We start from the raw sequence: 24,335 nt of genomic DNA, 5'->3' as shown, positions 1-24,335 counted from the left end.
GAAAAAGGTAAAGGCAATATCATGAAATACAGTGAGCTCTTTTGCCAAAGCAATTATAGTTTTCTTTGCGGTGCCTCTTCCCCCGCAGAGCTTGTTACCACGGCTTCTTTCCTTGGTTACGACGCACTTGCCATTACCGATGAATGCTCAGTAGCGGGAGTGGTACGGGCTTTCGACGAAATTAAGCATCAGGGCCTACCGATTACGCTTATTGTGGGTAGTTACTTTGTATTTGATGACACTTTATCTTTTGTGCTGTTGTGCCCGAACAAAGCGGCCTATAGCGAACTATGCCGAATTATTACTAACGCGAGGCGTCGCTCTGATAAAGGTGAATACCAACTAGCTGAGTGGGACTTGCGTACCATTCGCCATTGCAAATTCATTTGGCTACCAAGCGGCAAAGAAGCTAAAGACAAGCATTGGGCTGAATGGCTGCAAAAACACCCTAGTATTGATGCCTATATTGGCGCTCAGCGCCTATTAGACGGAAGGGATCACCACAGGTTTGCGCATTACAATCATCTGCAGTCTGCCTATCCTTTTCCTGTTATTGCCTGTACAGGTGTACTCATGCATCACGCTGACAGACTGCCGCTTCAACATGTATTGCATGCTATTAACGTGCATACCAGTGTAGACAAAATAGGTCGGGATGCGTTGAGTAATGCAGAGCGTAGTCTGCGAACCGTACAAAAAATTAAGAAGCTTTACCCTGAGAAATGGATTGCCAATACCAATGCCCTTGCTCACGCTTTCACATTTTCTTTAGAAGAGCTGCGCTACCACTATCCTGCGGAGCTTGTACCTGAAGGGTATACGCCCACTTCGTATTTGCGGGAACGTGTAGAGGCCGGTATAAAAGTGCGCTTTCCTGAAGGTATAACCCCTGATATTCGCCAAACCATAGAAAAAGAACTTACGCTTATTGACGAGCAAGAGTATGAGTATTTCTTTTTAACCATTTACGACATTGTTCAGTTTGCCAAGCGACAACGTATTTTGTATCAAGGGCGCGGCTCTGCGGCCAACTCGGTAGTGTGCTATTGCTTGGAAATAACCGCAGTAGACCCAAGGCAAATAAGTGTGCTGTTCGAGCGCTTTATTTCCAAAGAGCGTAACGAACCGCCAGATATTGATGTGGATTTTGAGCATCAACGCCGTGAAGAGGTCATCCAATACATTTATCAAAAGTACGGCCGGGAAAGAACCGCTATCGCGGCTACGGTTATTTGCTATCGCTTTAAGTCGGCTTTTAAAGATGTGGGCAAGGCGCTGGGCTTTAGCGAATCACAGCTTGATTTTGTGGTAAAGCAGATTAATCGCCGAGACAGCGTTATTCCGTGGAAATCTCAGCTGGCGGGGCTTGGGCTAAACCCTAAAGAGCCTAGGGTGCAGCAGTTAATTACCCTTACCGAAGCTTTACTGGGCACGCCCCGACATTTGTCGCAACATGTAGGCGGTTTTGTTATTAGCGCAGGGCCGCTCTACGATCTTGTTCCTGTTGAGAACGCCGCGATGGAAGAGCGTACTATTATTCAGTGGGATAAGGACGACATTGAAACCTTAGGCCTTTTAAAAGTGGATGTACTGGCGCTTGGGATGTTGAGCGCTATACGTCGTGCATTCTCTCTTATCAATAAACAATACCCTGTTGAAACCAGTATTCCGTTCATTACTAAGCTCGGAGATGACAAACAGGTTTTCGATATGATTTGTCGGGCCGATACGGTAGGCGTTTTTCAAATAGAATCACGGGCTCAGATGTCTATGCTGCCAAGGCTAAAACCTCGTCGCTATTACGATTTGGTCGTACAAATAGCCATTGTACGGCCAGGTCCGATTCAGGGTGATATGGTCCACCCTTATTTGATACGCCGACACGGCAACGAAACCATTAGCTACCCATCTAAAGATGTGGAGAAAGTTCTGTCTCGCACCATGGGCGTGCCTATCTTTCAAGAGCAAGTGATTCAGCTTGCTATGGTTGCAGCAGGCTTTAGTGGCGGAGAAGCGGACCAGCTGCGGCGGGCTATGGCGAGCTGGAAAAAGGACGGCAGAATTTTTGAATTCAGAGACAAGCTTATTAAAGGTATGACGGACAAAGGCTATGACAGTACGTTCGCCCACAACTTATTTGAACAAATAAAAGGCTTTGCAGGTTACGGCTTTCCTGAATCTCACTCAGCGTCTTTTGCCGTATTAGCTTATGTATCTTGCTGGTTGAAGTTTTACTTTCCCGTTGAGTTTTACGTAGCGCTGTTAAATAGTTGGCCCATGGGGTTTTATTCCCCGTCCCAATTAGTTCAAGACGCTAAGCGTCATCACATACGGGTAGAAGCGCCCTGTGTTAACCAGTCTGACGTTGAGCATTCTCTGGTGGTACAAGGCCAAGAAAAATACATTCAGCTTGGCCTTAAGCTCATTAAAGGCTTAAGTGAAGCATCGTCTCAGCTTATCGTGGAAAACCGCTCAGATAAGGGCTATACCAATGTTGAACAATTACAGCAGCTATCACTTAAAAGTAATGAACTAGAGGCACTGGCTAGCGCCGATGCCCTTCGCACTATTTCAGGCAATCGATATGAAACTCGCTGGCGAATTATGGATACTCAAACGCGTTTACCACTGTTTGATACTGACGATTTTTATGCAGATAAAAATGCCACACCACTGGATGCTGCACCGACCGAGGCAGAAAACTTACTTGAAGACTATGCCTCAACCGGCTTATCAGTAAATAACCACCCTATTTCTTTACTCAAGAAGCAGCATAAGCTTAAAGACATAAGCTGGTCCAATTCACTTAAAGACAAGACCAATAAATCTGTTGTAAAAGTGCTTGGCGCAGTAACAGGTCGTCAAGCACCAGGCACTGCCGCAGGTGTTACCTTTCTGACTTTGGAAGATGATATAGGCAATATGAACGTTGTGGTGTGGCAAGCTACCGCTCGTGCTCAGCAACAAACATTCTTAAAAGCTAAACTGTTACAGGTAAATGGTATTATTGAACGCTCCAAAGAGGGAGTTATTCATATCATCGCAGGTAAGCTTATTGATCGGACGCCGTGGCTCGAAAAGCTGTCATTAAGTTCAAGAGATTTTCACTGAATATTTTACACCCGCAAAACGATAAATTATGGTGTATAGATACGCGACTTATTTTTGTATTAAAAAACTTCCTCTCAAGGAAATGCTTCAAAGATAATTTATTTGTATATTGTAAATTGCTGTAGTCATTTGGAGTTTAGAATGATGCGATGTATTGGGCTTTTCATTGGCTGTTTGTTTAGCCTTAATATTTATGCAGATAAATATGTGATTGGCGCACAAAACTTAGCTTATTTCCCCCATTACGATTTTGCATCATCAACAGATAAAGGGGTTGCCTGGTCAATTTTAGAAGCTTTTTCTGAAGCTTCGGGACACGAGTTTGTGTATTTAAGCTTGCCTATAAGACGGCTTCAACTCGAGTTAGTTAAAGGTAATGTTGACTTTGTATACCCTGATAATAGAGGCTGGTATAACAGCATTACCACTTCAAATGACAAGTACTTTTCCCTCCCATTAACCAGCGCAGTAACGGGGACAATTGTAAAACGACAGAACGCTGGGAAAGGCATCGAAAAGATAAAAAACCTCGCTATGCCGTTAGGCTTTACACCGGTAAATTGGCAAGAAAGAATAGACACTCAACGTACCCAAATAACTTGGGTTACGGATATTCAACAAGGCTTGGCGCTTTTGTACCAAGCACGTGTAGACGGGTTAGATTTAGAGTATTTCGTTAGCCAGCGATCTGCTCCTCTATCATATGAGCAAGATGCATTTACTTTAGATTTGACGCTTCCACATAATGAAATTCCTTTTTCCCTATCTACGCTTTATCATCAAGACATTATTAGTGAACTTAATAAGTTCATATCCTCAAATCCAGAATTAATTGATAGTATAAAAACAAAATACGGAATAACCCCTTTCGAGCAGTTGTCTCAGAAGCTTTTGATAGAACAAGGATTGAAAATTGAAGAGGTTTGGAAATAGTATTCGTCGCTTTGTGCAAATGGTTGTACTACCAGTTGCATGCACACTTTCAAGTCCTTTTGTTTCAGCCGACACCTATATCGTAGGCGCTCAAAATATTGAATATTATCCGTATTACAACTTTTCATCGGATCATGAAAAGGGGTTGGGTTGGGCTATTCTTGAAGCATTCTCAAAGCAAAGCGGACATCGCTTTGTATACTTGAGCATGCCAGTTAAACGCCTTCAGATAGAATTGAAAAAAGGCAATGTAGACTTTGTCTTTCCTGATAACGCCAGATGGTATGATCAAATAACCCATAGCCTTAACAAAGTATATTCTGAACCTCTGGCAGAAACATTCGCCGTGACTTTGGTTAAAACAGATAACCTTGGTAAAGGAATTACTCATATAACAAAACTTGCCACGCCAGACGGATTTTCCCCTGTAAAGTGGGAACAGCAAATTAAGAACGGTACCGTTAAGGTAACAGGCGTAAACAGTATTTATGATGGGCTTAACCTTCTACAGAGCGATAAAGTAGATGCTTTAGATGTGGAATATAATGCCGCTAAAAACGTTGCTCGTCGCTTTCCGCAAATGGGACCATTTGCCGCTGATTTAACCCTGCCACACAACGTTGTCTCATTTTCGCTATCAACCTTAAGACACCCCGAGATCATTGCCGAGCTCAATACATTCATACTTTCAGAATCTGAAAGCATAAATAAAATTAAAGCGAAGTATGGTATTGAAGATACAAAGCAACTGATCGAGCGTCTGATGGAAGAGCAACATGTAAGTGCAGATACACGCTGGACACCTTTGTAAAAACTTCAACAGTGTCAGTAAATTACACTACTCGCGTGGAATAGTTCGGCATTTAGTTTTTATTATCTCTTTGAAATTAAAATAATTTTTAATTGGAAAAAATTTTGCTTGTTGATTATCAGATCAAGGAGCAATTATGAAACAGGCATCACTACTTCTATTTTATTTTTTCATTATTTTCACCGCAAGTAGCGTACAAGCGAAACAAACCGTGAGTGTAGATTATATGCACGGCTTTGACGATATCGATGGTATGCGCTTCGCGTACAGGCCACTTGAACAAACGCTTACTACTGATTGGTTTGGCGACCTAAAGCTATACTGGGAAGTGAGTGCCGTAGTGTGGGAGTATGGTGAAAACGATACACATAGTACAAGCTACGGCGCGTCATTAACTCCTGTATTTATGAAACAGGTTTCAACGCTCTATGACAAATATCCCGTATATATAGAAGCAGGGATAGGAGCGAGTTACATAGGTAATCAGAAAGTCGCTGGTAAAGATATTGGATCTAACTATCAGTTCGAAGACAGATTAGGTGTGTTTGTAGAGATCGATAAGAAACAACATGTCGCACTGCGCTATATGCACTTTTCAAACGGCGGCTTCAACAACGACAATCCCGGATTAGACTTCCTGAACCTATCCTACGCCTATCACTTTTAAAGAAATGGGGTCAGAGTACATTTTCATTTCTCGAGCATTTCGTTAAGGGCTGTTTTGATTTCGAGAGGTGATCCAACCCCAGGTTCCCCTAGGGTTACCTTGTTACGACTTCACCCCAGTCATGAAACACAAAGTGGTAATCGTCCTCCCGAAGGTTAGACTAACTACTTCTTTTGCATCCCACTCCCATGGTGTGACGGGCGGTGTGTACAAGGCCCGGGAACGTATTCACCGCAGTATTCTGACCTGCGATTACTAGCGATTCCGACTTCATGGAGTCGAGTTGCAGACTCCAATCCGGACTACGACATTCTTTAAGGGGTCCGCTCCACATCACTGTCTCGCTTCCCTCTGTAAATGCCATTGTAGCACGTGTGTAGCCCTACACGTAAGGGCCATGATGACTTGACGTCGTCCCCACCTTCCTCCGGTTTGTCACCGGCAGTCTCCTTAGAGTGCCCAACTTAAGGCTGGCAACTAAGGACAAGGGTTGCGCTCGTTGCGGGACTTAACCCAACATCTCACGACACGAGCTGACGACAGCCATGCAGCACCTGTGTCTGAGTTCCCGAAGGCACGAAACTATCTCTAGTAACTTCTCAGCATGTCAAGTGTAGGTAAGGTTCTTCGCGTTGCATCGAATTAAACCACATGCTCCACCGCTTGTGCGGGCCCCCGTCAATTCATTTGAGTTTTAACCTTGCGGCCGTACTCCCCAGGCGGTCTACTTAGCGCGTTAGCTTCGCTACGCACGCCTTAAAGGCACACACAGCTAGTAGACAGCGTTTACGGTGTGGACTACCAGGGTATCTAATCCTGTTCGCTACCCACACTTTCGCACATGAGCGTCAGTCTTTGGCCAGGGAGTCGCCTTCGCCACTGATGTTCCTCCAGATATCTACGCATTTCACCGCTACACCTGGAATTCCACTCCCCTCTCCAAGACTCTAGTCTGCCAGTTCTAAATGACCATCCCAGGTTGAGCCCAGGGCTTTCACATCTAGCTTAACAAACCGCCTGCGTGCGCTTTACGCCCAGTAATTCCGATTAACGCTCGCACCCTCCGTATTACCGCGGCTGCTGGCACGGAGTTAGCCGGTGCTTCTTCTGTTGTTAACGTCACGGCTAGCAGGTATTAACTACTAACTTTTCCTCACAACTGAAAGTGCTTTACAACCCGAAGGCCTTCTTCACACACGCGGCATGGCTGCATCAGGGTTTCCCCCATTGTGCAATATTCCCCACTGCTGCCTCCCGTAGGAGTCTGGGCCGTGTCTCAGTCCCAGTGTGGCTGATCTTCCTCTCAGAACAGCTAGAGATCGTCGCCTTGGTAAGCCGTTACCTTACCAACTAGCTAATCTCACTTGGGCCTCTCTTTGCGCCGGAGCCGAAGCCCCGTTTGGTCCGAAGACATTATGCGGTATTAGCAGTCGTTTCCAACTGTTATCCCCCTCGCAAAGGCAAGTTCCCAAGCATTACTCACCCGTCCGCCACTCGTCATCTTCTAGCAAGCTAGAAATGTTACCGTTCGACTTGCATGTGTTAGGCCTGCCGCCAGCGTTCAATCTGAGCCATGATCAAACTCTGATAGCAAGGCAATTCTTCCGATTAGCTTGTCATTCATGCAACGTAACTTAGACAGAAGTCAAAAGGCTGTTTGGGGTTGTATGGATGGTTAAGCCTCTCGGGCAATTAGTACAGGTTAGCTTAACGCCTTACAACGCTTCCACACCCTGCCTATCAACGTCATCGTCTATAACAACCCTTCCAGACCTTAAAGGTCAGGGATGACTCATCTTTGGGCCGGCTTCCCGCTTAGATGCTTTCAGCGGTTATCCGTTCCGAACATAGCTACCGGGCAATGCCATTGGCATGACAACCCGAACACCAGCGGTTCGTCCACTCCGGTCCTCTCGTACTAGGAGCAGCTCCCATCAATCATCCAACGCCCACACCAGATAGGGACCGAACTGTCTCACGACGTTCTAAACCCAGCTCGCGTACCACTTTAAATGGCGAACAGCCATACCCTTGGGACCGACTTCAGCCCCAGGATGTGATGAGCCGACATCGAGGTGCCAAACACCGCCGTCGATATGAACTCTTGGGCGGTATCAGCCTGTTATCCCCGGAGTACCTTTTATCCGTTGAGCGATGGCCCTTCCATACAGAACCACCGGATCACTATGACCTACTTTCGTACCTGCTCGACGTGTCTGTCTCGCAGTTAAGCTAGCTTATGCCATTGCACTAACCTCACGATGTCCGACCGTGATTAGCTAACCTTCGTGCTCCTCCGTTACTATTTGGGAGGAGACCGCCCCAGTCAAACTACCCACCAGACACTGTCCACATTCCCGATAAGGGAACAATGTTAGAACATCAAACATACAAGGGTGGTATTTCAAGGACGGCTCCACACAATCTAGCGACTGTGCTTCAAAGCCTCCCACCTATCCTACACATGTAGGTTCAATGTTCAGTGCCAAGCTGTAGTAAAGGTTCACGGGGTCTTTCCGTCTAGGTGCGGGTACACAGCATCTTCACTGCGATTTCAATTTCACTGAGTCTCGGGTGGAGACAGCGTGGCCATGGTTACACCATTCGTGCAGGTCGGAACTTACCCGACAAGGAATTTCGCTACCTTAGGACCGTTATAGTTACGGCCGCCGTTTACCGGGGCTTCGATCAAGAGCTTCGTCCGAAAACTAACCCCATCAATTAACCTTCCGGCACCGGGCAGGTGTCACACCCTATACGTCCTCTTACGAGTTTGCAGAGTGCTGTGTTTTTAATAAACAGTCCCAGCCACCTGGTCACTGCGGCCTCCATTTGCTTACCACGCGAAGTGTTCACAAACAGAGGCGTACCTTCTCCCGAAGTTACGGTACAATTTTGCCGAGTTCCTTCACCCGAGTTCTCTCAAGCGCCTTAGTATTCTCTACCTGACCACCTGTGTCGGTTTGGGGTACGGTTCATATAATCATAAGTTTAGAAGCTTTTCCTGGAAGCAGGGCATCAACAACTTCACTCCCTTGGGAGCTCGTCTCGTGTCTCGGCCTTAGAATTCCGGATTTACCTAAAATTCCAGCCTACTCACTTTCACTTGGACAACCAACGCCAAGCTTGCCTAGCCTTCTCCGTCCCTCCATCACTGATTATATAAGTACGGGAATATTAACCCGTTTCCCATCGACTACGCATTTCTGCCTCGCCTTAGGGGCCGACTTACCCTGCCCTGATTAGCATGGGACAGGAAACCTTGGTCTTCCGGCGTGGGAGTTTTTCACTCCCATTATCGTTACTCATGTCAGCATTCGCACTTGTGATATGTCCAGCAAGCTTTACAACTCACCTTCATCCACTTACACAACGCTCCCCTACCCAGCATGTAAACATGCTGCCGCAGCTTCGGTATATTGCTTAGCCCCGTTACATCTTCCGCGCAGGCCGACTCGACTAGTGAGCTATTACGCTTTCTTTAAAGGGTGGCTGCTTCTAAGCCAACCTCCTAGCTGTCTATGCCTTCCCACATCGTTTCCCACTTAGCAATATTTTGGGACCTTAGCTGGCGGTCTGGGTTGTTTCCCTCTCCACGACGGACGTTAGCACCCGCCGTGTGTCTCCCGGATAGTTCTCATTGGTATTCGGAGTTTGCAAAGGGTTGGTAAGTCGGGATGACCCCCTAGCCTTAACAGTGCTCTACCCCCAATGGAATTCGTCCGAGGCTCTACCTAAATAGATTTCGGGGAGAACCAGCTATCTCCCGGTTTGATTGGCCTTTCACCCCCAGCCACAAGTCATCCCCTAACTTTTCAACGTTAGTGGGTTCGGTCCTCCAGTTGATGTTACTCAACCTTCAACCTGCTCATGGCTAGATCACCGGGTTTCGGGTCTATACCTAGCAACTAAACGCGCAGTTAACACTCGCTTTCGCTACGGCTCCGTTATTCACTTAACCTTGCTACTAAATATAAGTCGCTGACCCATTATACAAAAGGTACGCAGTCACCACACGAAGTGGCTCCCACTGCTTGTACGTATACGGTTTCAGGTTCTATTTCACTCCCCTCACAGGGGTTCTTTTCGCCTTTCCCTCACGGTACTGGTTCACTATCGGTCAGTTAGGAGTATTTAGCCTTGGAGGATGGTCCCCCCATATTCAGTCAAGATAACACGTGTCCCGACCTACTCGATTTCACTGTAAAGAATCCGTCGTGTACAGGGCTATCACCTTGTATCGCTCCTCTTCCCAAAGGATTCCACTAAATTCTAAACAGCTTAAGGGCTGCTCCCCGTTCGCTCGCCGCTACTAGGGGAATCTCGGTTGATTTCTTTTCCTAAGGGTACTTAGATGTTTCAGTTCCCCTCGTTTGCCTCGTTAACCTATGTATTCAGTTAACGATACCTGTAAACAGGTGGGTTTCCCCATTCGGACATCTGTGGCTCAAATGCATTTTGTCGGCTCACCACAGCTTTTCGCAGACTTACACGTCCTTCATCGCCTCTAACTGCCAAGGCATCCACCGTATACGCTTCGTCACTTAAACAACGCCCAAGAAGCTTTAGGCTTCTGAGTGTTGTAGACAAGCTAAGCTCTGAAAAATGAGCCGCAAGTAGAGTGAAAAGACAGTTACTCACTGATTGAATTGATATCCAGTTTTCTAGATTGTTACCAGTTTTTCCGACCTGGCAGTGTCCTACTCTCACATGGGGAAGCCCCACACTACCATCGGCGCTAATACGTTTCACTTCTGAGTTCGGAATGGAGTCAGGTGGTACCGTATCGCTATGGCTGCCACCATTAAGAAGAACCCGCCTAACGGCGGGTTTTTTGCGTTTGGAAGAAACAAAAAAATGGGGTCAGAGTACATTAATCCCCACTTCCCCCAGCAAAACCTCAAATTGGGGTCAGAGTACTTTATTGCTTTAAACATCAGAACATAATTATTCCCTTATCCCCCAATGCCGTTAAATCAGAGTACTTTTAAGAACAAACGAATTTAACTATACGTGATTTCAAAACTGTGGGGGAGAAACTCTGAAATTCGTCAGCATGCCTTATTAGAGAAATGTACTCTGACCCCAGAATTAAGGCGAGTTACTCTTCGGCCGCTTTTAATGCTTCTAAACTCCCGTCTTTACTGGCCTATAAAGGTAGTAGAGACTTACTTCAGGAGGCTTGCTGTTTTGCTTTTCCCCCGAAGCGGATGCGCATTTTAGGGAAATGAGCGCTCACGTCAACACTTATTTTAAAAAAAGTGTCATATTCGTTTTGAACGCTCCTATTTCCAGTATTTCAGCTTATTCCTTAACCTGAACTTGCGCCACAGGTTAAGCGGCTTAGCTTTTATCTTACCTTTATAGTTACTATTAAAGTCATCGACTGCATCTAAAATACGTTCGCAATTATGTCCATCTCTATAGGCTTCATGATAATGGGCAAAGTCATTAACCTCTTTCATTAATGATGCTGGTCGCGTTAATGCAGTTTCAATGGCGTTTTCTACTTCGCTTACTTCTGTGACATTAAGTAAATGTTGTCCGGGGTTTGTATTGCGATAAGTGACAACAGGTTTGTTCATCATCATAAACTCTAAAATTATAGAGCTGCTGTCACACAACATGACATCTGATTGCTGAAAGTCTTCAAGACGCACATTATCGACAAACGTAACGTTACTATATTCATCTGCCAGCGCACGATATCTATCTAATAGTGCTTGATCGTTGAGTTTGGGATGGAATGTTAAACGCCAATTCCATTTCTTTTCTTTCACTAACCTACTAATTGTATCGACAAGTACAGGAGCGGAGGTAATGCCTTTAGAAAAAGTGGTGGCGTAGAGAATAGTGGGAACATCGTTTTCCTTCTTATATGAAGAAAAGTAGTCATCCACTTTAGCCCAACCTGTTTGATACACTTTAAAAAACTGATGCTTTGCTTCAAGCTGCTTAAAATACTCTGTGCTACTTGGCCCCTGAGTACAGTACATATCAAACCACCCGCGAATAGAGAAGTGATCATCTGTAGCGCTACTCTTCTCCCCTCGCTTGCCAATCGGATAACCGTGAAAGACTGATACCTTTATGCCTGGCAAAAAGTGATAGATGATATTTCCACACGCAAATATGGCTAAGGGGTTGTATTCAATAACATCATTAATAGTATGAAGGCGAATTTCATCAGGCTTCAATAGATCGGGACATTCTCCTTCCAAAAACCACGCTACTTCGTCACCTCTAGCCCTAATGGCCTCTTGTAGTGGTCTATAAATAGGATACGCATAGGAAAGGGCAGTGAAAAATACATAGCGCTTGGGCATTACAACGTCTCGATAAATTCTATTAGCAAGCTACATTATCATTTTTCTCCTTGTTATTTACTACCCTCCTCTTCGCGTTTTGCTACCCCAAGATAGTTACCTGTTGCTTAAAGCATTACAGGTAGGCTCTGTAACCACCCTACTAGTACCAACTCATCGGCATTGCTGTTAGAGTTTGCGTAATTCACTTTCTGCGCAATTTATATGAGTGTGTAATGCATAAATCGATTGATAGTTTTAAAGGTGTTTCTCCTACATTAGGAAAGAATGTCTATGTTGATGGCTCGGCAAGAATCGTCGGTGATGTAGTTTTAGAAGATGATGCGAGTATTTGGCCGCTGGTTGCAGCTCGTGGCGACGTGAACAAAATTCGTATTGGCGCCCGTTCTAATATTCAAGATGGCAGTGTTTTACACGTTACTCGTAAATCTGAGAAGAACCCCAACGGCTTCCCTCTTATCATTGGTGAGGACGTTACCGTTGGGCATAAGTGTATGCTGCACGGCTGTCAGTTGGGTAATCGAATTCTCGTTGGCATGGGCGCTATTGTAATGGATGGTGTTGTTGTTGAAGACGATGTGTTTATTGGTGCAGGTACATTAGTGCCGCCGAACAAAAGGTTAGAAAGCGGATTTCTTTACGTGGGAAACCCCATGCAAAAGAAAAGACCACTCAACGACGCTGAAATGGCATTCCTGAAACAGTCTGCCGTTAACTATGTTGTATTGAAAGATGAGTACCTTGAAGAAGCGAACTAGTTTCGCTTCTCACCTTGCTCAACGATAGCCCTGACACGTTTTACAATATCTGAAGTATCGGGGCGCTTTTGTGTCCATATGTAGAATGCTTCAGCCGCTTGCTCAACCAGCATCCCTAATCCATCGATTTGTGTCTTAACACCAAGTTCGGCCGCATCTCTCATAAAGCGCGTGGGTGAGTTTTTATAAACCATGTCATACACCACTTCACAATTTTGTAAAACACCATCATTTAAACGGCACGGCAATTCATTGCTTAAACTGGCGGCTGTTGAATTAATAATAATATGAGGCGCAACATCTGCGATATCTTCAAGCGCAGCCACCTGCACTTTAGCGTTTGAAGCGGCACTTGCCACTTCCTCTGCTTTCGCTTTGGTTCTATTGGTGATGGTTAAAGAGGCGGCCCCTGCTTTTAATAACGGGGAGATTACGCCACGGGCGGCGCCGCCGGCACCAATAAGCAACACGCGCTTACCCTTAATTTCCACACCACTGTTAAGCAGATCGTTTACCAGCCCTACACCATCAGTGTTGTATCCCCACACTTCACCGCTGTCACCATTCATTAGCGTATTAACAGCTTGTGCATCTTTGGCTGCTTGGTCATCTACCTTTGCCAAGTTGAATGCATCAAGCTTAAAAGGCATAGTGACGTTACAACCTACCGCGCCTTCCTGAGCTAAAAACGCGTTGGCGGCATCTACAAAACCATCTACTGGCGCAAGTATCTTTTCATAAGAAATCTTTTCTCCCACTTGTTCAGCAAACATTTGATGGATAGTTGGTGATAAACTCTGTGCAATAGGATTTCCGAATACAGCGAATTTTTTCATGGGAATACGAGACTTATTTAATATAAAGAAGAAAAGCGATAATCGTGCTTCGCAGAGTACACCATATGAACGTATAGGTGGAGAGGAGAAAGTACGGGAATTAGCAAATACGTTTTACGACATAATGGAAACCGATCCACTCGCCAATGAATTGCTAGCTATTCACCCCCAGCCATTAGACAGAATTCGCCACGTGTTCTTTCTCTATTTAAGTTTATGGCTTGGTGGTCCTGATGATTATCAGCAGCAGTATGGCCACCCGCGTCTGCGTGCACGCCACCTACCTTATACCGTAACACCGGAGTTAAAAGCGCAGTGGATGTACTGCATGCGAAAAGCCATGTTTAAAACGGTTGAAGATATCGCCTTAGCTCAACAGTTGATAGACGCACTTGATCAACTCGCCAATCACATGGTGAATACAAAATAAAAAAGCGCGTTGAAAGGATTAACCTTTTAACGCGCAACTCCCCTGTTACTGTCTACGCTCTTTATGGCGCATAAAGTAGTGCAATTGTGAAAGCCTAATAGTTAATAAGGCGTGAAACTAAGAATTAGAATGTGTAACCCACCGATAAGGTATACACCCAAGGATCTATTTCAATATCACTTACCTTTCCAGCAGCATCACCCACTTTGAAGGTTGCTTCGGTATCTATATCAATGAATCGAACCGATGCATTAACATGCCATTTGGTATCAATTTGGTAATCCATTCCCACCTGTGCTGACAAGCCAAATGAATTATCAAGCGATAGGTCGCTTAAGCCAGCTGTTTCATTCGCACCTGTAAACTCTTCATCAAAGATAAAGGTATAGTTGATACCTGCACCAATGTATGGCTGAAACGCAGAGCTGGCATCATTAAAATAGTAGTTTGCGGTAAGCGTAGGAGGAAGATGCGTGACTTCACCAAGCTGATTACCCGTCCCTAACGGATCAGCTACAGAAAAATTAACGTCGTGCTTAAACGGCGTTGCGGCAAGCAGCTCGATATTAATATTGTCAGTAATAAAGTACGCTACATTTAAACCTAGCTGAGTATCGTTATCGATATTAAGAGCCACGCCAAGATCAGTTCCACCCGCGACGATGTTAGAGGTAGATTCGTCAGGAGCAACGGTCGTAAGACCGCCACGAACGATCCAGTCGCCCTGCTGGTGAGCGCTAGCTAAAGGTGAGAGTGCAGCAAGTGTAAGGCAAAGTGCAGATGCAGATAAAAAGTGTTTGCGCATGATGTGTCTCTTTTGTGTTTAACTAAGATGGCGCTACTTTACGCCTGTGGTTAAGAGAAACATTGATCCAGCGCAAGTTTGATAACTCACTGAAACACAGATGATATTCCACCTTGATTTAGATCAAAAAAACGCCGCATTAACGTTAATACGGCGTTTTTTAGTCATTAAAGATGAAAGCTGCTATCGGCGGTCCGCGTAAGGATTTAAGCGGAGCCTTATTTAATAATTAATCACCAATCAGTAGGTTTTAACCAGTCTGTCAGCTTGGCTTCGGCGCTACCCGGTGCAGGTGTATAACAATACTCCCAGCGCGCGAGCGGCGGCATCGACATTAGAATTGATTCCGTACGCCCGCCGGTTTGCAGTCCAAATAAAGTGCCTCGGTCGAATACAAGGTTAAACTCAACGTAGCGGCCCCGGCGGTAAAGTTGGAAATCACGCTCTCTTTCGCCGAAATCGGTTTGCTTACGACGTTCAACAATAGGAACGTAAGCATCGATGAAGCCATTACCAACAGCCTGCATAAATGCAAATGACTGTTCAAAGCCCCATTCATTCAGGTCGTCGAAGAATAAACCGCCCACTCCGCGAGTTTCATTGCGATGCTTTAAGTAAAAGTAGTCGTCGCACCACTTTTTGTACTTAGGGTAGACATCATCGCCAAACGGCTTACATAATTTTTTAGCAGTATCATGCCAGTGTAAAACGTCATCTTTAAACGGATAAAATGGCGTCAAGTCGAAGCCGCCGCCAAACCACCAGATAGGTGTTTCGCCCTCTTTTTCTGCAATAAAAAAGCGAACATTAGCATGTGACGTTGGAATATACGGGTTATGTGGATGAATAACGAGTGATACACCCATTGCTTGAAAGTTTCTTCCCGCAAGCTCAGGGCGGTTAGCCGTTGCTGAGGCAGGCATTTGACTGCCAAACACATGAGAAAAGTTAACGCCGCCTTGTTCTATCACCGCACCATTTTTTAGTACTCGAGAACGGCCACCGCCACCTTCTTCTCGCTGCCAGCTGTCTTCAACAAACTGGCCCTTACCGTCGGCAAGTTCAAGGGTTTGGCAAATGGTGTCTTGCAGCCCTAGTAAATAGCTTTTTACTTGTTCTATTACTTCAGCGGCATTTTTACCGTCCAGTAATTCTGCTGATGTCATGCTCTTATTACCTCTGCTGTGTCACCATCGCGAATGGTACTGGGTTTAGTTGCACCGCCTACTTCCCCTTCGACATAGAAAACGGAGTCAGCGAATACGGCTTTTGCTTCTTCAGTGGTGGTGGCTGGCGGTTGGCCGGTCAGGTTAGCGCTTGTAGAGACTAACGGTTTACCTAACTTGTTGCACAATTCCACTACTACAGGGTGATTAGTTACGCGCACTGCTATTTTACTATGCTTGCCGGTTAACCAAACTGGCGCAGATGACGACTTAGGTAATAGCCAAGTATTAGGGCCTGGCCAGCTCGAAAAAATATCGGTGCGTCTGTCAGGGCGAATGGCGTTGTCGTTAACATAAGGCAGTAGCTGACTGTAGTTTGCTGCAATCAAGATCACGCCCTTTTCTACCGGTCGCTGTTTTATCTCTAACAGCGCATTTACAGCGGCTTCATTGTCGGGGTCACATCCGATGCCCATTACCGCTTCGGTTGGATAAACGATTAAACTGCCAGCTTGGAATGCGGCAACAACAGGGTCTACTTCAGGTGAGTTAGCCTCAACGGGGGTAAACGTGTTTACGTTCCCATTTTGGATATCAGACATGGTTTTAATCTCTACGTATAGTTCTTCTTTAGTTGTTCGTATAATTACTTTTTAAAGCCACAACTAGGCTGAGGACACTGTAACTGCCCCTTTTTGTCTATCAATACTCCCCAACCGCAGTCTGGGCAGCTTTCATTAACCGGCGTGAAATTTAGCACATATCGACATTGTGGATAATGGTTGCACGCAAAAAACTGTTTGCCGTATTTGTTAGTACGCGAGATTAGATGCCCTCTCTTACACTTTGGACAATCCACCAAAGTATCCTCTTTTTCTTTAATGGGCTCTATGTGATGGCATGAAGGAAAATTGGTACAGCCGATAAACATGCCAAACCGCCCTTTCTTTATGGCTAAGTCGGATGCGCATTCAGGGCAGGCTACACCGTCTAAGGTTTTCAGTATGGTGGTTTGTTTATCGTGAAGTGGCTTACTAAAGCTACATTCCGGATAGCCCGTACACCCGATAAAAGGGCCGGATTTACTGTTCTTTATATGAAGAGGTTTACCGCACTCGGGGCAATCTCCGAAATTATCATCGAGAGCATGCTCGCGCGCTGAAAAGAGTGAATGGTCTATTTTAGACATGTATTGGACGTTAAGGCCTTAAACGCGCTGTAATTTCACAGCGCATTTTTAAGTAAAGATTCAAATACCAGTGACTACAACTGCATTAATGCAGAACACCATCTGGCTCTTCGAACAAAAGATCTTCCATTTGTGCGTAGGCTTTCTCTTTGCCAGGTACGTTGAATAGTACCATTAGCACAACCCACTTCAGGTCTTCCAAGCAAAATTCATTGGAATCAATTTCCATAACGCGATCTATAACCATTTCGCGTGTGGAGGCATCCAACACATTAACCTGTTCTAAGAACATAAGAAAACCGCGACATTCCACATCTAAACGCATTTGTTCTTCATGCGTGTAAATACGGCTTAAGCTAGTGCTAATACCTTTGCAAAAGTACGGTTTGATGTCCGTCTCTTGCAGTGCCGCTAACTTTTCTAACCATGCGAGGGCTTTATAAATCTCATCGTGATGAAATCCTGCGCGCACAAGCTCTTCCGTTAACTCGTCTTGGTCAACACGAATTTCCGTTTCACTGTGAATGAAGTTTTCAAACAGATACATGAGGATATCGAACATATTATTTTCCCCTCAATTTAACGTAACCACCAGGGACAGCGGCCACTAAACCACGCAACTCATATTCTAATAATGATGCCATTGCTTGCGATACAGATATGGCATTGCGCTGGGCTATGACATCAATAGCGGTGATGTCACAATCCACACTAGCTAATAATTTATCGGTTGCCAAGCTATTCGCTGTACTTTTTTCGTTTTGCTCGTCAACATTCAAGCCTAGTTGTTCAGGCTGAACGCCAACTTCATCGAGAATATCGCTTATATTTGTTACTAATTTGGCGCCCTGTTGGATTAACCAGTGGCAACCTTCAGCGTAAGCGTTAGCGATATTGCCTGGCACAGCGAATACTTCTCGCCCCATATCTGCGGCCAAATTCGCAGTTATCAAGGTGCCACTCTTAATTTTTGCCTCTACCACTAAGGTTCCAAGGGATAACGCTGCGATAATTCGATTTCGCCTTGGAAAATGCCAAGGCTTAGGTCCCTGCCCCGGAAAAAACTCTGTAACGGTGACACCTCCGTCATTGTTGATAGCTTCATAGAGCTTACTATTTTTAGCCGGATATACCTTTTCAGGTCCCGTACCCATTACCGCAATGGTTCCGGTGCTACCAGACAGGGCGCCTTGGTGTGCGGCGCTATCAATGCCCATGGCAAGGCCGCTCGTCACTACAACTCCGCTACTAGATAACCCATAAGCAATGTCGGTTGCGGTACGCTTACCCTGAAGGCTGGCCCTTCTGCTTCCCACTATAGCAATCTGTGGTTTTTGAAATAGCGCTTTGTTTCCCGTGGCAAATAGCGCGAGGGGCGGACTATCCAATTGCTTAAGTAATTCTGGATAGTGAGGCGATGACAACGGCACGATGTGTCTATTTTCGCTCGCTTGCAGCCAGTTTATTGCTGCATCAATAAGAGGCGGTGAAATGTTGTTGGTGAGTTGTTTAACCTCGTTAGGCAGCGAAGACGTGTTGCTGCCTAAATCGACAGTAGAAAGTTGATATTTTTCGAGAGCCTGTAGCCATAGTTTAGGTGAAACACGCTGAGCGGAAGCCAGCGCTATCCATGCTAATGTTTCGCTGTCTAACTGAGAAGATTGTGGTGCCATTATCGCTCCTAATGCGAGCGACAATGAACCATGCAACGCTTAGGGCTTTGCGACAATAAAGCCGCGCTTTATCCCTTTGTTCGCTCGCGTTATTAATCCGTAACTTGCCGCATCAAATGTTTTAAACACAACAACTTCACCTACTTTAAGCGCGGGTTGCGATACTGTATCGATAAACCACTCACCACCAGTGTTAGCGCCGGGTTCATCTACATAGCGTGGACTTTCTTCGTCAATAATGGCTGGACCTTGTGAGTAAAGCCCCAGGACCGTACCTGGCGCTACTTCCATACTGCCTAAATCAAGAATGACAACGTCGTATTTGCCAAGTAAATCGTGATCATGCAAATCTCCAACTATTGCGCCTCGCTGCGAAGTAGCCGGAACAAGTTCAAAGCCTTCAGGATGTTCAAATCCACCCGCCATTAACTTATCACCGCGCTTAGCTTCTTGGTTCGCATCGTCGATGAAAAGCAACATCGTGTTGCTACCTTCATCTTTTTCCACTAGTGAAGCTGTTGAAACATGGGTAACTTGAATACCAAGGATTTCCCCATCAAGATTTCTAATCGTAGCGTGCTTTCTTACTACTCTGTACTGATCGTCGGTACTGAATTGTTGCTGGCTTAACACAAAATCATCAGACGCAAACCTTACGTTTCCATCCTGATTACCCAGCAATTTAGGTAGCGAAGCATAGCTTTCCTCGTCTAGCAGCATATGTTGCCTAATGAATGGAGAGATAGTTGTCCACGACAACACATCAACAGGCTTCGGTTTTACTCGCTTATCGGTAGCCGGAGAAAGCTTATAGGAAGGCTTGTCGCGCTTTACACTTAATACAGGCTGCCCATCAACATACCCAACGACGATAACATCGCCCGGGTAAATAAGGTGTGGATTGTCGATTTGGGTGTTGGTTCGCCATAATTCAGGCCAGAGCCAAGGCTCATTGAGAAAAACGTTAGCGATTGCCCATAGCGTGTCCCCACGCTTTACTGTGTAGGTTTCTGGCGCGCTCTCTTTTAGCTGCAGCGCAAAGGTAGGCAAAGAAAGCAGTACACCTAAGATAAACAATGCTGCACGACGCGCGTAAATCAATCGCTTTTTCAAATTAACCACCTGCAAATTATTCACTGTCACTCATTGTTGATTTTTCAGACAATAGCACTATATCGGCATAACTAGGTATTCTAATAGGGTTTCGGTAAAAAACTGCACGAAACAGCCCGATATACGTTAGAATAGTAACTTAATAAGCACTGTAAAGTGTGCTGGCAATTAGATCGTATATGAATTTATACAGCGAAAAGGTGAAGTAAGCGAGAAATGGCAATTTTAGACGTATTAAGTTTTCCTGATGAACGTCTTCGCACGGTAGCTAAGCCGGTTGAAGAGGTTAACGACGAAATTAAACAATTGGTATCGGACATGTTCGAAACCATGAAAGACGAGAACGGTATTGGCCTTGCTGCAACGCAAGTTAACCGCCACGTTCAAGTTGTTGTAATGGACGTATCGGAAGATCAAAACGAGCCACGCGTATTTATTAACCCTGAAATCATTCGTAAAGATGGCTCCACGATTAGCGAAGAAGGCTGTTTATCAGTGCCGGGTAATTACGCGAAAGTTGAGCGCGCCGAATCAATTACCGTAAAAGCGCTAGATCAGAATGGCGAAAGCTTTGAGTTGGATGCAGAAGGTTTGTTAGCGATTTGTATTCAGCACGAGCTGGATCATCTAAAAGGCAAATTGTTTATTGATTACCTTTCACCGCTTAAGCGCCAACGTATTCGTAAAAAGCTTGAGAAAGAAGCGCGTCTTGCTGCAAAAGCCTAAGGAATAACGTGACAACTCCATTGAAAGTGATTTTTGCCGGTACTCCGGATTTTGCAGCTAAACATCTATCAGCGTTACTCGAGAGCGAGCACGAAGTCATTGCTGTTTACACTCAGCCTGATAGACCCGCAGGGCGAGGTAAAAAGCTTACCGCCAGTCCGGTTAAAGTATTAGCAGAAGAAAACGCCATTCCAGTTTACCAGCCTCAGTCGCTTAAAGCTCAAGACGCTCAGGAAGAATTAGCCTCGCTCAATGCCGATTTAATGGTAGTTGTTGCTTACGGACTGATACTGCCTACTGCGGTGTTAAATGCACCTAAGCTAGGGTGCATTAACGTGCACGGCTCTATTCTGCCTAAGTGGCGAGGCGCGGCACCAATACAGCGTTCAATCTGGGCGGGTGACGCTGAGACCGGCGTAACTATAATGCAAATGGACGAAGGTTTAGATACGGGTGACATGCTTCACATAGCAACATTACCTATTACCTCTGAAGATACCAGCGCCACCTTATATGAAAAGCTTGCAGAGCTAGGACCACAAGCGTTGGTTGAGGTCGTTAATGAATTTGATCGTTACACGCCCACCAAACAAGACGACTCTCAAGCGACCTACGCGAAAAAGCTATCAAAAGAAGAAGCCCTGATTAATTGGGCAGACGATGCTGAGCAAATAGAGCGAAATATCCGCGCCTTCAACCCTTGGCCTGTAGCGTGGATGCAGGTCGAAGATCAGAACGTTAAAGTATGGTCTGCCAGCGTTGTTCCTTTAAATAAAGGTGCCACGCCAGGTACGGTAGTCAGTGCCAATAAAGAGGGCATTACTATCGCTACGGGGCGCGATGCGCTTTGCATTACAACTCTTCAAATTCCTGGCAAAAAGGCGCTTCCAGCGTCAGACGTTATCAATGCTCGCCAAACGTGGTTTGAAGTGGGCCGTTGTCTGACACAAGCGGACTAAACGTGAAACCATTACCCCTTCCCAAACAAAAGAACCTGCGCGCAGATTGCGCGTGGGTCATCTACCAAATTTTAGAACAAGGCAAGTCATCGCGTGAGTGCTTAGAGCGCGTTCAGCGCAGACACAACGCCAAAGATAACGCATGGATTCAAGAGATGTCACTAGGGGTAATGCGTCGCCTTCCCCTTTTACAGCACTGGCTGCGCTCTTTGTTGGATAGGCCTCTAAAAGGCAACAAGAAAGTCATAGAACATCTTATTCTTCTTGGTTTGTACCAGCTTAATTTTTCCCGTGTTAGCAACCACGCCGCCGTTGGCGAAACCGTCGCCGCAGCATCTTATTTAAATGCCGCAGGGTTAAAAGGGTTAGTTAATGCGGTACTGCGTAATTTTCAGCGAGAAAACCTTGCAGACAAACCTGTAGACGACGCAATCATAAACAGCGGCTTGCCAAAGTGGTTGTTTAAGGCAATAGAGAACGCCTATGGTGACGACGCCGAGCAGGTTCGTAACGAAACGAATGCCATGGCCCCCATTTGGCTTCGCGTAAATAAGTTGCAAACATCGTTGGCAGCATTTACTCAGGCGTTAGATAAAGCAGGGGTTGAATATACCCTTAGCGCAAACCATGCTGATGCCGTAATTCTGACTAAGCGGGTAGACATTACTGCCCTGCCTGGTTTTGAAAAAGGTCACTTTGCGGTACAAGATGGGGCAGCGCAATTAGCTGCGCATTACCTAAAGCCTCAAGCGAACGAACGCATTCTAGACTGTTGCGCCGCACCAGGCGGAAAAACAGGGCACATTGTTGAGTGTGCACCTGATACACAGTACGTATTAGCGCTTGATGCTGATGCTACCCGCCTAAAACGGGTAGAAGAAAACATGACTCGCCTTAAGCACACTGTCGATATTAAGCAAGGTGATGCAGCTAATCCTGATACCTGGTGGGACGGAAAGCCCTTCGACAGAATATTACTGGATGCCCCCTGCTCTGCTACCGGCGTGATTCGACGTCACCCAGATATTCGCTGGCTTCGAAAAGCCAATGACATCGACAACTTAGCACAGCTTCAACGGCGCATATTAGATACGCTCTGGGGCCTGTTAAAACCAGGCGGCACACTACTTTATGCAACCTGTTCTATTTTGCCAAAAGAGAACATGGCGCAAATACAGCAGTTTTTGTCCGACACACCGGATGCCACCTTATCGCCCATACTGAAAACAGAAACCGTTGATAAACCAGGGCGCCAGATAACGCCAGGAGAGCAACAAATGGATGGTTTCTATTATGCGAGGCTGGTAAAGTCAGCAGACTGAGTTCAATAGTTGTGCAACGTCACACAGTTAAGACTTGCACGAATATGAAGGCAAAATAATAACGATGAAGATCATCATTTTAGGGGCCGGCCAAGTAGGCGGAACACTTGCTGAAAACTTAGTGGGTGAGAATAACGAAATAACAGTTATTGACTCTGACCCCACTATATTGCGCGCACTTCAAGACCGTCTTGATTTACAAGTAGTAACAGGCGTGGGCTCACACCCTGATGTGTTGCGTAAGGCCGGTGCGGAAGATGCAGATATGCTGATTGCCGTAACCAATAGTGATGAAAGCAATATGTTGGCCTGTCAGGTGGCCTACAGCCTATTTAAAACCCCCACTAAAATCGCTCGCGTACGCTCTGAACAGTACATCATTTACCAAGAGCAGCTATATAAGCAGCAAGACATTCCCGTTGACCACATTATCGCTCCCGAGCAGTTGGTAACTAAGGCCATCAAACGTCTTATCGACTACCCGGGTGCACTTCAGGTGGTTGAGTTTGCTGAAGGCAAAGCCAGCCTTGTTGCGGTTAAAGCCTATTACGGTGGCTTATTGGTAGGCCACGCGTTATCTGCGCTTAAAGACCACATGCCTAACGTTGAAACCCGGGTTGCTGCCATTTACCGACGCGGCCGCCCTATTCGCCCGTTAGGTACCACGGTTATTGAGGCCGATGATGAAGTGTTCTTTATTGCCGCTACCAAGCACATTCGCGCAGTAATGAGTGAGCTTCAAAAGCTCGAATCAAGCTACAAACGAATTATGATAGCCGGTGGTGGCTTGATTGGCGCAGGCCTTGCGAAAAAGTTAGAGCACAATCATAACGTTAAGCTTATTGAATACAGCCCAGAAAGGGCCAAATATTTATCTGCGAACTTAGATAAAACCATTGTATTTAGCGGTGACGCGTCTGACCCTGAATTGCTAAGTGAAGAAAACATCGAGCAAGTTGACGCTTTCATAGCCGTTACCAACGACGATGAAGCGAATATCATGTCGGCCATGCTGGCAAAGCGTATGGGTGCACAAAAAGCCATGGTGCTTATCCAGCGAAGTGCTTATGTGGACTTGGTGCAAGGCGGTGAGATAGATATCGCGTTTTCACCTCAACAAGCCACTATCTCGGCGCTACTGACTCACGTACGTCGAGGTGACATTGTAAACGTGTACTCATTACGACGAGGTGCTGCCGAGGCTATTGAAGCGATAGCGCACGGTGATGAAAATACCTCTAAGGTGGTTGGCAAACAAATAGGCGATATTAAACTACCGCCAGGTACCACGATTGGGGCTATTGTTCGAGACGATCAGGTGATTATTGCTCACAGCGATACCAAGATTGAAGCAAACGACCATGTAATTTTGTTCTTGGTTGATAAGAAGTACATCAACGACGTGGAAAAGCTGTTCCAACCCAGCGCATTTTTCTTTGGCTAGCGCTTTTGCAAAGCGTCATAGGTGCCGCAAGATTAAAAGTTGAAGACATAAAAATAAAGGGCGATA

Annotated in this window: 19 protein-coding genes and 3 rRNA genes; 10 read left to right on the top strand and 12 right to left on the bottom strand. The window is 45.7% G+C overall.

Annotation, left to right across the window (positions count from 1 at the left end; genetic code table 11):
- The first annotated feature begins 21 nt into the window (after window positions 1-21).
- The 4 genes from MASE_RS00200 to MASE_RS00185 all read left to right on the top strand — a co-directional run bounded on the left by MASE_RS00200 (window position 22) and on the right by MASE_RS00185 (window position 5,522).
- Window positions 22-3,111: an error-prone DNA polymerase gene (locus MASE_RS00200; protein ID WP_014947744.1), complete on the top strand. Its 3,090-nt coding sequence runs from the start codon at window positions 22-24 to the stop codon at window positions 3,109-3,111.
- A 141-nt stretch (window positions 3,112-3,252) separates the two neighbouring features.
- Window positions 3,253-4,044 carry a hypothetical protein gene (locus tag MASE_RS00195; RefSeq protein WP_014947743.1) on the top strand — a complete coding sequence of 264 codons (792 nt, stop codon included), beginning with the start codon at window positions 3,253-3,255 and terminating at the stop codon, window positions 4,042-4,044.
- Entirely contained in the window at window positions 4,025-4,855 is an 831-nt protein-coding gene (locus tag MASE_RS00190) for a substrate-binding periplasmic protein (RefSeq protein WP_014947742.1), read from the top strand. The genes MASE_RS00195 and MASE_RS00190 overlap by 20 nt, the downstream gene beginning before the upstream one ends.
- Before the next feature lie 136 nt (window positions 4,856-4,991).
- Complete coding sequence (locus MASE_RS00185; RefSeq protein ID WP_014947741.1) at window positions 4,992-5,522, top strand: acyloxyacyl hydrolase; 531 nt, start codon at window positions 4,992-4,994, stop codon at window positions 5,520-5,522.
- Between the two features lie 60 nt (window positions 5,523-5,582).
- Here the strand turns inward: MASE_RS00185 and MASE_RS00180 are convergent.
- The 4 genes from MASE_RS00180 to MASE_RS00165 all read right to left on the bottom strand — a co-directional run bounded on the left by MASE_RS00180 (window position 5,583) and on the right by MASE_RS00165 (window position 11,719).
- Window positions 5,583-7,115: ribosomal RNA gene (locus MASE_RS00180) — 16S ribosomal RNA — on the bottom strand.
- A 78-nt stretch (window positions 7,116-7,193) separates the two neighbouring features.
- A 23S ribosomal RNA gene (locus tag MASE_RS00175) occupies window positions 7,194-10,072 on the bottom strand.
- A 137-nt stretch (window positions 10,073-10,209) separates the two neighbouring features.
- Window positions 10,210-10,325, bottom strand: a 5S ribosomal RNA gene (gene rrf, locus MASE_RS00170).
- A gap of 482 nt (window positions 10,326-10,807) precedes the next feature.
- Complete coding sequence (locus tag MASE_RS00165; RefSeq protein WP_014947740.1) at window positions 10,808-11,719, bottom strand: UDP-N-acetylglucosamine 2-epimerase; 912 nt, start codon at window positions 11,717-11,719, stop codon at window positions 10,808-10,810.
- Window positions 11,720-12,063: 344 nt separating this feature from the next.
- Between MASE_RS00165 and MASE_RS00160 the strand changes: the two genes are divergently transcribed.
- Window positions 12,064-12,606 carry a gamma carbonic anhydrase family protein gene (locus tag MASE_RS00160; protein WP_014947739.1) on the top strand — a complete coding sequence of 181 codons (543 nt, stop codon included), beginning with the start codon at window positions 12,064-12,066 and terminating at the stop codon, window positions 12,604-12,606.
- On the opposite strand, the gene aroE is transcribed toward MASE_RS00160, so the two are convergent.
- Window positions 12,603-13,442 carry a shikimate dehydrogenase gene (aroE, locus tag MASE_RS00155; protein WP_014947738.1) on the bottom strand — a complete coding sequence of 280 codons (840 nt, stop codon included), beginning with the start codon at window positions 13,440-13,442 and terminating at the stop codon, window positions 12,603-12,605. The two genes, MASE_RS00160 and aroE, sit on opposite strands and share 4 nt — an antisense overlap.
- Between aroE and MASE_RS00150 the strand changes: the two genes are divergently transcribed.
- Complete coding sequence (locus tag MASE_RS00150; RefSeq protein ID WP_014947737.1) at window positions 13,441-13,872, top strand: group II truncated hemoglobin; 432 nt, start codon at window positions 13,441-13,443, stop codon at window positions 13,870-13,872. The genes aroE and MASE_RS00150 overlap by 2 nt on opposite strands.
- A 124-nt stretch (window positions 13,873-13,996) precedes the next feature.
- On the opposite strand, the gene MASE_RS00145 is transcribed toward MASE_RS00150, so the two are convergent.
- From MASE_RS00145 to MASE_RS00115, 7 genes are all read right to left on the bottom strand, one after another.
- On the bottom strand, window positions 13,997-14,677 hold the full coding sequence (locus MASE_RS00145) for an OmpW family outer membrane protein (protein WP_014947736.1): 681 nt from the start codon (window positions 14,675-14,677) through the stop codon (window positions 13,997-13,999).
- Between the two features lie 233 nt (window positions 14,678-14,910).
- Entirely contained in the window at window positions 14,911-15,843 is a 933-nt protein-coding gene (hemF, locus tag MASE_RS00140) for an oxygen-dependent coproporphyrinogen oxidase (protein ID WP_014947735.1), read from the bottom strand.
- The gene (gene tsaC / locus MASE_RS00135; protein ID WP_014947734.1) at window positions 15,840-16,445 is read right to left on the bottom strand and encodes an L-threonylcarbamoyladenylate synthase type 1 TsaC; all 606 of its coding nucleotides are present in this window, start codon (window positions 16,443-16,445) and stop codon (window positions 15,840-15,842) included. The genes hemF and tsaC overlap by 4 nt, the downstream gene beginning before the upstream one ends.
- 44 nt (window positions 16,446-16,489) lie before the next feature.
- Window positions 16,490-17,032, bottom strand: a complete 543-nt coding sequence (locus MASE_RS00130) for a DNA topoisomerase family protein (RefSeq protein ID WP_014947733.1) — start codon at window positions 17,030-17,032, stop codon at window positions 16,490-16,492.
- A gap of 85 nt (window positions 17,033-17,117) precedes the next feature.
- Window positions 17,118-17,594 (bottom strand): DUF494 family protein, encoded by a 477-nt coding sequence (locus MASE_RS00125; RefSeq protein ID WP_014947732.1) that lies wholly within the window; start codon window positions 17,592-17,594, stop codon window positions 17,118-17,120.
- Window position 17,595: 1 nt separating this feature from the next.
- Window positions 17,596-18,705 (bottom strand): DNA-processing protein DprA, encoded by a 1,110-nt coding sequence (gene dprA, locus MASE_RS00120; RefSeq protein ID WP_014947731.1) that lies wholly within the window; start codon window positions 18,703-18,705, stop codon window positions 17,596-17,598.
- A 39-nt stretch (window positions 18,706-18,744) separates the two neighbouring features.
- Window positions 18,745-19,818 (bottom strand): LysM peptidoglycan-binding domain-containing protein, encoded by a 1,074-nt coding sequence (locus MASE_RS00115; RefSeq protein WP_014947730.1) that lies wholly within the window; start codon window positions 19,816-19,818, stop codon window positions 18,745-18,747.
- A 216-nt stretch (window positions 19,819-20,034) separates the two neighbouring features.
- On the opposite strand from MASE_RS00115, the gene def reads away from it, so the two are divergent.
- The 4 genes from def (at window position 20,035) to trkA (ending at window position 24,269) form a co-directional block, all read left to right on the top strand.
- Window positions 20,035-20,544 carry a peptide deformylase gene (def, locus tag MASE_RS00110; protein ID WP_014947729.1) on the top strand — a complete coding sequence of 170 codons (510 nt, stop codon included), beginning with the start codon at window positions 20,035-20,037 and terminating at the stop codon, window positions 20,542-20,544.
- Window positions 20,545-20,552: 8 nt separating this feature from the next.
- Entirely contained in the window at window positions 20,553-21,503 is a 951-nt protein-coding gene (fmt, locus tag MASE_RS00105; protein WP_014947728.1) for a methionyl-tRNA formyltransferase, read from the top strand.
- Window positions 21,504-21,505: 2 nt separating this feature from the next.
- A complete protein-coding gene (gene rsmB, locus MASE_RS00100) occupies window positions 21,506-22,825 on the top strand; it encodes a 16S rRNA (cytosine(967)-C(5))-methyltransferase RsmB (protein ID WP_014947727.1) in 1,320 nt (439 codons plus the stop codon).
- A 64-nt stretch (window positions 22,826-22,889) separates the two neighbouring features.
- On the top strand, window positions 22,890-24,269 hold the full coding sequence (trkA, locus tag MASE_RS00095) for a Trk system potassium transporter TrkA (protein WP_014947726.1): 1,380 nt from the start codon (window positions 22,890-22,892) through the stop codon (window positions 24,267-24,269).
- Window positions 24,270-24,335 lie beyond the last annotated feature (66 nt).

Source organism: Alteromonas macleodii ATCC 27126 (assembly GCF_000172635.2).
In the GTDB taxonomy this organism is placed as follows: Bacteria; Pseudomonadota; Gammaproteobacteria; order Enterobacterales; family Alteromonadaceae; genus Alteromonas; species Alteromonas macleodii.
The sequence above is the reverse complement of the archived record's forward strand: the minus strand, read 5'-3'. Positions and strand labels throughout refer to the sequence as shown.